Consider the following 12,582-nt stretch of genomic DNA (forward strand, 5'->3'; position numbering starts at 1 on the left):
GGCGGCGACGAGCGGGTTCGACGTCACGAGCGCTGCCGCACCCCGTCGAGCTGGTGCCGCCGTACCCCGTCGAGTAGCTGTTTGGCGTGGGCGTCGGAGCTTCGGTAGTGGTCGGCTCCGACCCGCAGCTTGCCGGCGGTGTCCCGTAGCGATGCGGCGGCGGCGCCGATGCCGTCGACCATTGTTCGCTGGAGGCCGTCGAGCAGCACCGGCATCATTGCGCAGAGCTGCCCGTAGGCGTCGGCTCCCAATCGGACGTGCTGGCCTGCCTGCTGCGCGGTGTCGAGGCCGCTGGCGCAGCGATCGAGGCGTGCGGCGTGGGCGGTCAGGTCGTCCGGGTCGACCTGGATACCGTCACCGGCGGGCATCGTCTGGTCCCTGGTCGGGGAGAAGCCGGCTGCGGTACGAGTCGATGATGGCCTGGGCGCTCGGGTCGTCGCTCAATGACTCGGTGGCTGCGTCGCTGACCTGTCGGAGCAGGTCGGTGCGCGCCGCAGTGGTGGTCTCCAGGATCTGCCGGGCGGTGTGCGCGGCGGGTTGTTGCCGGATGCGCTCGTCGAGCCGTAGGTCGATCAGCAGGCCGGCCGAGTCGACTGTGACGTCGACAGTCCGGTCGGCGTTGCGGGCGGTGCCGGTCAGTTCCCGCATCGTCGTCGACAGAGTCTTGGCTCGTTCCGCCCGCTCGGCGAGCGATGATTCCCACTCGTCGAGCCGGCGCTCCGCCGCGTCGAGCGCAGCGTCGTCCGCCCACATGTCGACCCTCCCCAGGGACCACTGCCGGCGGCAACCGGCACGACATCACCGGCACGCTACCAACCGGTCGCGCTGCGTGTGTGCCCCCAGGATGAACGCCAAGGACGTTGCGCCAGGCGGAGCGGGCGGTTCGCGAACCCGCACCGCCTCGCCGATCATGGAGTTGTGGTGGGCAACAAAGCCCTCATCATCACGCCAAAGCGGGCACCACAACTCCATGATCGACTGAGGCAGGCCGCGATCTTGCGCTTTCTGTCGCGACAAATGACGCAGAGTCCCGCAAGCCGACGACCGAAACTGCAAGATCGGCGCAGCAGAGGGCACCGCGCGCATTCATCCGTATCATTTCGGCATGGTGCTGTTCAGTCGGCGGGCGGTGTTGCTAGCCGGCAGCGGGCTGCTCGTCGGTTGCTCGCGGCAGCCGGAGGCGGACCCGGTCCACCTGCGACTGGCTACCGGGCCGGCGGGGGCGGTCTACCGGCGGATCGGTGGGGCGCTGGCCGAGCACATCTCGGAGCAGGTGCCGGGCGCCACGGTGACCACCGTGCCGACCGGGGCGTCCACCGACAACATCCGAATGCTGCGGGCCGGCGAGGTGCACCTGGGGCTGACCAGCCTGGACGCCCTGATCACCAGCGACGGCAGCGCGCCAGCGGGGCTGTCGGCGATCTGCCGGCTCTACGACAGTCATCTGCATCTCGTGGTCATGGCCGGTTCGGCGATCGGCGAGTTTCGGGACCTTGAGGGCAAGCGGGTGTCCCTCGGTGCGCACGATTCGGGCACCGAGTTCACGTCGCGGCGGGTCCTGCAGCTCGACCCGCTCAAAGCCGATGCCTGGAACCTCAGCCAGGCCGGGTCGGCGGGGGCGTTGCGCGACGGCACGATCGACGCGATGTTCTCGCTCACCGGCGTCCCCACGCCCGCGATCACCGAGTTGGCGCAGCGGCATCCGATCCGGTTGATTCCATTGGACGCGCAGGCGGATGGGCTCTTCACGGCGTACCCGGGTCCCTACGCCCCGGCCACGATCCATGCGGCCGCCTACGCTGGTGTCCCGGCGACCCGCACCGTCGCCGTACCGAATGTGCTGCTGGCGCGTGACGACCTGCCCGACGACCTGGTCTACGCCATCACCGACACGGTCTTCCGGCACACCGGGGCGATCACCTCCGCCGGCCGTGACGGCGCCGAGGCCCTTCCGGAGGCGTGGCAGATCAACGTGCGTACCGGAATCTCCACCGCGTCGGTCCCGCTCCACCCGGGCGCGGCGGCCTGGTTCCGCGACCGCAAACGCTGACCCCGGCGGTCGTCAGACCGGAGCCGACGCGGGAGCGACCGGCAACACCACCACCGCGGCGAGCCCGTGCCCGGACCCGTCCGGACGCGGCAGGCCCTCCTCCAGCCGCAGCTCACCGCCGGCCGCCCCGACGAGGTCGGCGCAGATCGCCAGCCCCAGGCCGGTCCCGGGAACGTTCTGGTGCCGCGGTGACCGCCAGAAGCGTTGCAACGCCTGGGCCCGCTCGGACACGTCGATGCCCTGACCGTCGTCACGGACGGCGACCGTGACGGTGCCCGCACCAGCGGAGACGACCCGCGCGGTCACCTCCACGACCTGCGCGTCGGACAGCCGTAACGCGTTGCTGATCAGCTCGTCCAGGATGCTGCCCAGGCCGCCCGGCGGCTCCAACAACCGCAACCCCGGGGGTACGGCGACAGTCAGGGTCTGCCCGGCCGTGGCCGTCAGGGCCCGCCACCGGTCGACCCGTGTCGCCAGCACCTCGTCGAGGTCCACCGGTGACGCCGTCCGCAGGCTCTCCATCCGCGCGCTGGCCTGGAGCGAGTTCAACATCCGCTGCATCGCCTTCAACTCGTCGACGGCGACGTCGTACACCTGCTGCCCGTCGCCGTCGGACCGCAGGTGCGGTGCGAGGCTCTCCACGGCGAGCCGGAGGCTGGTCAATGGGTTGCGCAGCTGGTGCGACGCGTCGGAGACGAAGGCGCGCTGTCGCTGCGCGGCGTTCTCGACGGCGTCCATCATGCTGTTGAACGACTGCGCCAGCCGCCGCAGCTCGATCGGGCCGGCCTCGGCGTCGGCGCGGATGGTCAGGTCACCCTCGGAGATCCGCGAGGTCGCCGCGTCCAGTTTCCGCACCGGGCGCAGCACCCACGCCGACACCGGCCAGGCGACGGCCGTCAGCGCGAGCAGCGGCAGCAGCCCGAGCCCGGCCAGCCGGGCCCAGCGTAGGAGGATGAGCTCGCGCGTCCGGGACAGGTCGGAGATCGTCACGACGGCGCCGACGACCTCACTGTCCCGGCCGACCGGTTCCGCCACCACGAGTGCGGAGTCGTCCCACGGCGCCCACTCCCAGGACGGTTCGGACCGGGCGCCGGCGAGCGCCGCGGTGACGATCCGGGGCAACGCCGCCTCGGCGTGCGCCGCCTTCTGGTACGCGTCGGTGGGTCCGAGCAGCACCGCGCCCGACGTGTCGATCAGCGCGACCGGGATGCCGTAGAGCTCGTGGTACCGCGTCAGCTCCTGCTGTAACGCCTCGGTGCGGCCGGTCGACAGCGCGGTCTCGGCCAGCGAGGCGAACCGGCCGACGTCGTTGAGCCGGTTGACGTACGTCTCCTGCATCTCGCGTTCGGCAACGGTGATGCTGAGCGGCACCCCGAGCGCCGCGACGAGCAGCACCGCGAGGGGCACCAGGACGACGAGCAGCCGGCGGTGCACGGCCCGTCAGCCGATCAGCTCCGGCTGGTCGGCCAGCAGCCGATAGCCGACGCCGTGGACAGTGCGGATGACCACGTCCGGGCCCAGCTTGTGCCGCAGCGCCGCGATGTGGGTGTCCAGGGTGCGGCTGGACGACTCCCAGGTCGCGCCCCAGATCTGGTCGAGGATGACGTCACGGCTGACCACGTTGGGTGCCCGCCGGGCCAGGAGTAGGAGCAGTTCGAACTCCTTGCGGGTCAACGGCACGAGTGTGCCGTCGACGGTGACCTCGCGGGTGCCGACGCCGATCCGCATCGGGCCGAGGACGAGCGGCTCGTCGGTCTGGCCGAGGGCACGAGCGGCCCGGGTGCGCCGCAGGACGGCGTCGATCCGGGCGAGCAACTCGGGGATGCCGAACGGTTTGACGATGTAGTCGTCGGCGCCGGCGCGCAGGCCACGAACCCGCTCGTGCTCCTCGGACCGCGCCGTCACCGCGATGACGGCGGTCTGCGGGTGGTCACGCAGCTTGCGGATCAGGTCGAGCCCGTCGCCGTCGGGGAGACCCAGGTCGACGAGGACCACGTCGGACGGGGCGGCGCGCTCGGCCTCCGCGGCGGTGGCGACGCGGTGGACCTCGAAGCCCGCCTGGGTCAGGACGGTCACCAGACCCCGCGCCACGCGGTCGTCATCCTCGATGACGGTTATCCGCATACCAGCGGATTCTACGGCCCGGACCGACGCTCGCGCCGACCCTGCTTCTTGGGATTTTTCTGACACCATCCGGCCCCCGACCAGCCGAGACTGGGTCCACCCACGCACCGAGGAATGTCCATGCGCTGATGGGGAGGCCGTCGTATGCGAACGACCAGCAGGTACCGGGCCACCGCGCGGATGATCGCCGCGATCGGTGTCGTCTCGCTCGCCGCCGCCTGTTCCGGCAACGGAGGCGCCACCGGTGGCGGCGACGCCGCGAGTTACCCGGACGACAACATCACGATCGTCGTGCCGTTCAGCGCGGGCGGCCCGACGGACACGGTCACCCGCATGATCGCCGAGCCGATGGCCGCGAAGCTCGGTGGCAAGATCGTCGTCCAGAACGTCGAGGGCGCCGGCGGCACTGTCGGTGCCGGCGACGTCGCGCGGGCCAAGCCGGACGGCTACACGGTGCTCATGCACCACATCGGCATGTCGACGGCGCCCGCCCTCTACAAGAGCCTGGGCTACAAGCCCCTGGAGGACTTCGAGACGGTCGGGCTCGTCACCGAGGTGCCGATGACGATCGTCGCGCGGAAGGACTTCGCGCCCGCGACGCTCCAGGACCTGGTCACCCACGTGAAGGCGAACGCCAGCAAGGTCACGCTGGCCAACGCCGGCATCGGCGCCGCGTCGCACCTGTGCGGCCTGCTGTTCCAGACCACCACCGGTGTGAAGCTCCAGGAGGTGCCGTACCAGGGCACCGGCCCCGCGCTGACCGACCTCGTCGGCGGGCAGGTCGACTTCATGTGCGACCAGACGACGAACACCAGCGGCCAGATCGCCGCGGGGAAGGTGAAGGCGTACGCGGTCACCACGCCCGAGCGGGTGAAGAGCCTTCCCGACCTGCCCACCACCGCCGAGGCCGGGCTGCCCCAGCTGAAGGTCAGCGTCTGGCACGGTCTCTACGTTCCGGCCGACACGCCGCCGGAGATCGTCCAGAAGCTGTCCGAGGCGTTGAAGGTGGCACTGGCGGACCAGGGGGTCATCGACCAGATGGCCAAGCTCGGCACCGCGCCGGTCCCGGCGCAGGACGCGACGCCGGAGGCGCACCGGGCGAAGCTCGACGAGCAACTCGGCACCTGGGCCAAGATCATCGCCGATTCCGGGGTCAAGGTCTCCTGAGGTGGAGCGCCGTCGGTCGCTCCCGGACGTCCTCGCCGGGGGAATCTTCGTCCTGATCGGTGGCGCATTCGTGGTGGGGGCGCTCGGCTACGAGCTGGGCACCCCGACACGGATGGGCCCGGGCGCCTTCCCGCTGCTGGTCGGCGCGGCCGTCGTCGCGCTGGGCCTGGCGATCGCCGGCAAGGGCCTCATCGCCGGTGAGGTGATCTCGTTCGGGCCGATCCCGTGGCGAGCGGTCGCCGCCATCGTGCTCGCGGTCCTGTTCTTCGGGTTCACCGTCCGACGACTCGGCTTCGTACCGACAACGGCGGTGACCGCACTGCTCACCACACTGGCCAGCACCCGCGTACGGCTGCTCACGGCGGTCGCCGTGGCCGCCGGCCTGACAGTGGCCAGCACGCTCATCTTCGTCGTCGGACTCCAGCTGCGGATCCCGCTCTGGGGCCCCTGGCTGGGCTTCTGACGCGGCAACCGGATTGAGGCATGGAACTCCTCGACAACCTCGCGCTGGGCTTCTCGACGGCCCTGCTGGTCCAGAACGTCCTCTACTGCTTCGTGGGAGTGCTGCTCGGGACCGCTGTCGGCGTACTGCCCGGCATCGGGCCCACGGCCACTGTGGCGATGCTGCTGCCGATCACGTTCAGCTTCGAGCCCGTCACCGCGCTGATCATGCTGGCCGGCATCTACTACGGGGCACAGTACGGCGGCTCGACGACCGCCATCCTGATCAACCTGCCCGGTGAGTCGTCCGCGGCGGTCACCGCGCTGGACGGGCACGAGATGGCCCGCCAGGGCCGGGCTGGCCCCGCCCTGGCCGCAGCGGCGATCGGCTCCTTCGTCGCGGGCACTGTCGCCACCGTGGCGCTGGCCGCCGCGGCCCCGCCCCTGGCCAGTGTCGCGTTGAAGTTCGGCCCGGCCGACTACTTCTCACTCGTGCTGTTCGGCCTGATCGTGTCGATCGCGCTGGCGCGGGGCACCGCGCTCAAGGCACTGGCGATGATTGCACTCGGCGTGCTGCTCGGCACTGTCGGCCAGGACATCTACACCGGAACGCCCCGCTTCGTGTTCGAGCAGCGCGAGCTGTACGGCGGCATCGACTTCGTCTCGGTCGCCGTGGGCCTGTTCGGGGTGGCCGAGATCCTGCGCAACCTGGAGAACGAGCAGACCCGCACGGCGATCGTCAGCAAGGTGACCAACCTCTGGCCCACCCGCGAGGACCGGCGTCGGATCGTCGCCCCGATCCTGAGGGGCACCGGTCTCGGCGCCGCGCTCGGTGTCCTGCCCGGCGGCGGGCACGTGCTCGCCTCGTTCACCTCGTACGCGGTCGAGAAGCGCATCTCGAAGCGGCCGCAGGAGTTCGGGCGGGGCGCGATCGAGGGTGTCGCCGGCCCCGAGTCGGCGAACAACGCCGCCGCGCAGACGTCGTTCATTCCGCTGCTCACCCTGGGCCTACCCGCCCACCCGGTGATGGCACTGATGATCGGCGCGTTCATCGTCCACGGCATCACCCCGGGCCCGAACGTCATCAACGACGAGCCGGCGCTGTTCTGGGGCCTGATCGCCTCGATGTGGATCGGCAACGTGCTGCTGTTGCTGCTGAACCTGCCACTGATCGGCCTCTGGGTGCGGATGCTGCGCATCCCCTACCAGGTGCTCTTCCCGATGATCATCCTGTTCGCCGCGACCGGCACCTACTCACTCAACTTCAACGCGTACGACGTCTACGCCATCGCGTTCTTCGGGATCCTGGGCTACGTCCTGATCAAGTGCGGGTGCGAGCCGGCGCCCCTGCTGCTCGGCTTCGTCCTCGGCCCACTGCTGGAGGAGAACCTGCGCCGGGCGCTGATCATCTCCCGCGGCGACCCGTCGGTCTTCCTGACCCGACCGATTTCCGCGGCGCTGCTGGTCCTGGCCGTCGTCGCGCTCGTCGTCGCCGTCCTCCCGACGATCCGCCAGCGCCGGGCGGTCGTCTTCGCGGAGGAGGAGTAGCAATCCGAACCACGTGACGGTCCGGTCGACGAAGATTGTCCCCGTGACGAGCGACAACACGCAGCGGGGGTGGTCCGCCCGAACCATCTGGGACAGGCGGTTCGACGCCCCGCTGCGCTCGTTCCTGCGTACCGAGACCGGCGGCGCGCGGGTGGTGCTGATCGCCGCGGTGCTGGCTCTCGTCTGGGCGAACCTCAGCGAATCGTCGTACGAGTCGGTCTGGGAGACCCCCTTCTCGATCCAGCTCGGCGACTGGCGCGTGTCACACGATGTGCGTTTCTGGGTCAACAGCGGCCTGATGACGTTCTTCTTCCTGGTCGCGGGGCTGGAGTTGCGCCGCGAGTTCGACATCGGCGAGTTGCGGGAGCGGCGTCGACTGGCGTTGCCGATGCTCGCCGGGGTCGGCGGCATGCTCGTGCCGATCGCGATCTATCTCGCCATCAACGCCGGGCAAACCACCGCGGCGGGTTGGGGCGCGGTGATGGCCACCGACACGGCGCTCGCGCTCGGCGCGCTGGCCGTCTTCGGGCCGCGCTTCTCGGAACGGCTGCGAGGCTTCCTGTTGACCGTCGCCGTCGTCGACGATGTGGTGGCGATCGCGGTGCTGGCCGTCGCGTACCCGCACCATCCCTCGCTGACGGCGTTGATCGTCGCGGCGGCGATCTTCGGCGTCGTGCTGCTCGTCCGGGGCTTCGGGGTGCGGTTCGGGCCGGTCTACGCGCTGCTCGGGGTGGCGGCCTGGCTCGCCGTCTCGATGTCCGGTGTCGATCCGGTCGCTGTGGGCCTGGTGATGGGGTTGCTGACCTACGCCTACGCTCCCGGCCGCGGCGACCTGCAGCGGGCCAGCGACCAGTTCCGCCTCTTCCGGGAACAGCCCACCCCGCAACTGGCCCGGATGGCCCGCGCAGGCCTCACCTCGGCGCTGTCGCCGAACGAGCGGTTGCAGACGCTCTACCACCCGTTGGCGAGCTACGTGGTGGTGCCACTCTTCGCGCTGGCCAATGTCGGCATCGTCATCGACGGCGACCTGCTGGCCAGGGCCGTGACCTCCCCGGTCACGGTCGGTGTCGTGGTCGCGTACGTCGTCGGTAAGCCGGCCGGGATCGTGGCCACCGCGTGGTTGGTGACCCGGCTGAGCGGTAACCGGTTCCGGCCGCCCGTCGGCTGGGTCGCCGTCGTGGGGGTCGGCACGGTCTCCGGCATCGGGTTCACCGTCGCGCTCCTGATCGCCACCCACGCGCTGAGCGGCCCGGCCCTGGACGAGGCGAAGTTCGGCATCCTCGTGGCGACGCTCGGCGCGTCAGTCGTCACCTGGCTGGTGTTCCGCTCCGTCGGACGACTCTCGCCGGCGCGGCGGACCCGCGCGCTGCTGGGCGTCGCCGAGGGGATCGTCGACCTGATGCTGCCGGTCGATCCGGAGCGCGACCACATGCGCGGGTCGCTCGATGCGCCGGTGACGGTGGTGGAGTACGGCGACTTCGAGTGCCCCTACTGCGGGCAGGCCGAGCCGGTGGTCCGGGAGCTGCTGGCGGACTTCGCCAACATCCGGTACGTCTGGCGACACCTGCCGCTCACCGACGTCCACCCGCATGCCCAACTCGCCGCGGAGGCCGCCGAGGCGGCGGGGGAGCAGGGCGCGTTCTGGGAGATGCACGACCTGCTGCTCGTCCACCAGGACGCGCTCAACCCCGACGACGTGCTCGGTTACGCCGAACAGCTCGGCCTGGACCTGGACGGGTTCCGGGAGCACATGGTGAAGCGGATGGGCGTGGACCGGATCGCCGAGGACGTCGACTCCGCCGACCTCAGCGGGGTCACCGGCACCCCGACCTTCTTCGTCAACGGCCGGCGACACCACGGCGCGTACGACATCGCCGCGCTCTCGGCGGCGGTGAAGGCGGCGTTCGCGAGCGCGAAGCTCCGCCCCGAGTACCACCCTCGGGATCCCGAGCGCCGCGAGAGCGGGCCGGCGAGCTGACCGACGAGCACCGGGCCATTGCCGTGCGGCATGGGTCGGGGGTCGGGGACGAGACAACGAGATCTTGGCGCAGGGTTCACCTGGGGTGCCGGCCGACGTTTCACCGAGGGCCTGACATCGGTTCTACGTTCGGGCGCGGATGATCCGTAACACCCGATGGAGCGTGACCTTCGTGTCTAAAGTGTTCGCCGGCGTCGCCGCCGGCCTCGCCATGGTGCTCGCCGTGGGTTCCCCGACCCTCGCCTCGGGGCCCAGCGGCTCCGCGGTAGAGCTGGTCAAGGACCCCGCGAGCTACGTTGACCCGTTCATCGGCACCGCCCGGGACGGCAACACCTGGCCCGGGGCGGTCCGGCCGTTCGGCATGATCTCCTGGAGCCCGACGAGCACCCGTGGCGACCAGACCAGCACCGGCGCTGCCAACGGGTACCAGTACGACACGACCAGGGTGCGTGGCTTCAGCCTCACCCATGTCAACGGCGCGGGCTGTAATCCCGGCGCAGCCGGCGACGTGCCGATCATGCCGTACGTCGGTGCGGTGGACTCCTCCCCGACGGCCGACACCACGGACGCCAAGTACGCCAGCAACTTCTCGCACACCTTCGAGTCGGCGAAGCCGGGCCGGTACACGGTGACGCTGGACTCGGGTGTGAAGAGCGACCTGGCGGTCAGCACCCGGGCCGGCGTCGGCGAGTTCACCTTCCCCGCCGGGCAGCCGGCCAACCTGCTCTTCCGCACCTCGAACTCGCTCAACGGCAGCGAGGACGCGGAGATCACCATCGACGCCGCGCACCGGAAGGTGACCGGCTCGGTCCTGACCGGCGCGTTCTGTGGCCGCCGGGCCAACGGTGGCGTGAACAACCGGAAGACCTACTATCGGCTCTACTTCAGCGCCACCTTCGACCGGGCCTTCTCCGGCACGGGCGTGTGGACCGACGGCACGCTCACCCCGGGTGGCACGCACGCCACCGGCGGGGAGGGCTACGCCACCGGCGCCGACCGGGCCGGCCGGGGCTCCGGCGGGTACGTCAGCTTCGACCCCAGCGCCGACGCCGACGTGCGGATGCGGGTCGGCATCTCATACGTCAGCCTGGCTGGCGCTGAGCGCAACCGCGACGAGGAGCTTCGCCCGCGGGCCACAGTGCCGGACGTGGCCGAGCAGGCCTACCGGGAGTGGAACCAGGAGCTGCGCAACGTCCGTGTCGGCGGTGGCGCGGAGGCTCAGCGCACCACGTTCTACACGGCGCTCTACCACGCCATGCTCCAGCCGAACATCTTCAACGACGTGGACGGGCAGTACCTCGGCACGGACATGAAGATCCACCGGCTGGCGAAGGGGCAGCGGGCGCAGTACGGCACCTTCTCCGGCTGGGATCAGTACCGCGCGCACATCCAGCTCCTCGCGCTGCTCAAGCCGCAGGTCGCCGGTGACTTCGCGCAGTCGCTCTACCAGTTCGCCCAGCAGAACGACGGCATCTGGGACAGGTGGATCCACAACAACGGCGCCACCCACGTGATGACCGGCGACCCGGCGGCACCCACCCTGGCCACGTTCGCCGCCATGGGGGTACGCAACTTCGACACCGCCGGGGCGTACGCGTCGCTGCTGCGTCAGGCCACCGTGCAGAATCCGGCGGCGGAGGACGACGGCGGCTGCCCCGGGCAGTGCACCGGCCAGCGGCCGGCGCTCGACACGTACCTGGCGACCCGGTACGCGCCGCAGGACAAGTGCCACTGCTGGGGTGGTGCCGCCGAGACCCTGGAGAACTCACTCGCCGACTTCTCCTTGGCGATGTGGGCCGAGCGGCTCGGCAAGAAGAGCGACCAGGCGGCGCTCGCCGACCGGGCCAACTGGTGGCGCAACACCTACAACTCGGCGGCCACCGCGACCGGTGGCTACCAGCAGGCCCGCTTCGCCGACGGCAGCTGGGCGGGTGGCTTCAATCCGGGCACCGACGTCGGCTTCGCGCAGGGGTCCAGCGCCACCTACACCTGGATGGTGCCGCAGAACGTCACCGGCCTCGCCGACGCGATGGGGGGTCAGGCGAACGCGGTACGCCGGCTGGACGGGTTCTTCCACGACGAGGCCGGCAACTGGGCCGTGCGGGGCGGCAGCGCCCTGCGCTACGACCCCACCAACGAGCCGGGTCTGCACACGCCGTGGCTCTACAACGGGCTGGGCCAGCCGTGGAAGACCCAGGCGACGGTACGCGAGATCGTCGACACCGCGTACGGCACCGGGCCCAGCGGCCTGCCCGGCAACGACGACCTCGGCACCATGTCCGCCTGGTACGTGTTCGCCGCGATGGGTGTCTTTCCGCAGACGCCGGGTCGGGCGGAGCTGCTGCTGGGCAGCCCGCTGTTCCCGAAGGTGCAGCTGAAGCGGGAGAACGGCGTCGAGCTGACGATCGAGGCCCCCGCCACCTCCGATGCCAACCAGTACGTGCAGGGGGTGCGCCTCGACGGCAAGACATACGGCCGGTCCTGGCTGCCCGAGTCGTACCTGCGCGACGGCGGTCGGGTGACCGTGACCCTCGGCGACATGCCGAACCAGCAGTGGGGGACCGGCACGGACGCTCTTCCCCGCGATCAGGTGCCGGTTCCGGGCGCCTGTCGCCCGGGCGAGCTCGCCCCGGCGACGCCCGGCACGCCGGGGCTCGCGGGTGTCGGCCACTGGTCGCTGGACGAGAACGACGGAACGGTCGCCCGGGACTCCGTGGCCGGCCACGACGGCACGCTGGTCAACGGCCCGACGTGGACCGCTGGGCACAGCGGCACGGCGTTGCAGTTCAACGGCGGCAACCAGTACGTCGATACCGGCGCGACGATCCTGGACACCACGGGCAACTACAGCACCGCCGCCTGGGTGCGGCTGGACGCGGCCAGCGGTTTCCAGACCGCGGTGAGCCAGGACGGCGCGAGCACGAGCGCGTTCTTCCTGCAGTACTCGGGGGAGAACCGCAGCTTCGCGATGAGCTTCGCCGGGCTGCGCGCCGTCGCCCCGATGACCCCGGTGCCGGGTCAGTGGTATCACCTGGTCGGCGTCCGTGACGCGTCTGCCGGACAGCTGCGGCTCTACGTCGACGGGCAGCTCGCCCGGCAGGTCGACGCCTGCTCCGGCACCGCGTCCAGCGGGCCGCTGGTGATCGGCCGTGGCCGCTTCGGCGGCAACCCGGTGGACTACTGGCGGGGTGCCCTCGACGAGGTGCAGGTCTATGACCGCGCGCTGGGGGCGACCGAGGTCGACGCGCTGTACACCTCGGGTCGGTAGCGGCCG

General features: G+C 70.8%; 10 protein-coding genes. 6 read left to right on the top strand and 4 right to left on the bottom strand.

The window, feature by feature from the left end; genetic code table 11:
- Positions 1-23 precede the first annotated feature (23 nt).
- Entirely contained in the window at positions 24-368 is a 345-nt protein-coding gene (locus OH804_RS08785; protein WP_406064182.1) for a type VII secretion target, read from the bottom strand.
- Positions 355-753 carry a YbaB/EbfC family DNA-binding protein gene (locus OH804_RS08790; protein WP_406064184.1) on the bottom strand — a complete coding sequence of 133 codons (399 nt, stop codon included), beginning with the start codon at positions 751-753 and terminating at the stop codon, positions 355-357. Before OH804_RS08790 ends, OH804_RS08785 begins: the two co-directional genes overlap by 14 nt.
- Before the next feature lie 352 nt (positions 754-1,105).
- On the opposite strand from OH804_RS08790, the gene OH804_RS08795 reads away from it, so the two are divergent.
- Positions 1,106-2,050 carry a TAXI family TRAP transporter solute-binding subunit gene (locus OH804_RS08795; RefSeq protein WP_406064186.1) on the top strand — a complete coding sequence of 315 codons (945 nt, stop codon included), beginning with the start codon at positions 1,106-1,108 and terminating at the stop codon, positions 2,048-2,050.
- 12 nt (positions 2,051-2,062) lie between these two features.
- Here OH804_RS08795 and OH804_RS08800 read toward each other — a convergent pair whose 3' ends face one another.
- Both OH804_RS08800 and OH804_RS08805 read right to left on the bottom strand, forming a co-directional pair.
- Positions 2,063-3,484, bottom strand: coding sequence for an ATP-binding protein (locus OH804_RS08800; protein ID WP_406064188.1), 1,422 nt, complete (start codon positions 3,482-3,484; stop codon positions 2,063-2,065).
- A 6-nt stretch (positions 3,485-3,490) separates the two neighbouring features.
- On the bottom strand, positions 3,491-4,174 hold the full coding sequence (locus OH804_RS08805; protein WP_196923586.1) for a response regulator transcription factor: 684 nt from the start codon (positions 4,172-4,174) through the stop codon (positions 3,491-3,493).
- Between the two features lie 144 nt (positions 4,175-4,318).
- Here OH804_RS08805 and OH804_RS08810 point away from each other — a divergent pair, with 144 nt between their 5' ends.
- The 5 genes from OH804_RS08810 (at position 4,319) to OH804_RS08830 (ending at position 12,576) form a co-directional block, all read left to right on the top strand.
- On the top strand, positions 4,319-5,341 hold the full coding sequence (locus OH804_RS08810) for a tripartite tricarboxylate transporter substrate-binding protein (RefSeq protein ID WP_196923585.1): 1,023 nt from the start codon (positions 4,319-4,321) through the stop codon (positions 5,339-5,341).
- Position 5,342: 1 nt separating this feature from the next.
- On the top strand, positions 5,343-5,804 hold the full coding sequence (locus OH804_RS08815; RefSeq protein ID WP_406064190.1) for a tripartite tricarboxylate transporter TctB family protein: 462 nt from the start codon (positions 5,343-5,345) through the stop codon (positions 5,802-5,804).
- A gap of 20 nt (positions 5,805-5,824) precedes the next feature.
- Positions 5,825-7,330 (top strand): tripartite tricarboxylate transporter permease, encoded by a 1,506-nt coding sequence (locus tag OH804_RS08820; RefSeq protein ID WP_406064192.1) that lies wholly within the window; start codon positions 5,825-5,827, stop codon positions 7,328-7,330.
- Positions 7,331-7,373: 43 nt separating this feature from the next.
- A complete protein-coding gene (locus tag OH804_RS08825; RefSeq protein WP_406064194.1) occupies positions 7,374-9,308 on the top strand; it encodes a Na+/H+ antiporter NhaA in 1,935 nt (644 codons plus the stop codon).
- A 172-nt stretch (positions 9,309-9,480) separates the two neighbouring features.
- Positions 9,481-12,576 (top strand): GH92 family glycosyl hydrolase, encoded by a 3,096-nt coding sequence (locus OH804_RS08830; RefSeq protein WP_406064196.1) that lies wholly within the window; start codon positions 9,481-9,483, stop codon positions 12,574-12,576.
- The last annotated feature ends 6 nt before the right edge of the window (positions 12,577-12,582 follow it).

It is taken from the genome of Micromonospora sp. NBC_00860 (assembly GCF_045207375.1).
Lineage (GTDB): Bacteria > Actinomycetota > Actinomycetes > Mycobacteriales > Micromonosporaceae > Micromonospora > Micromonospora vinacea.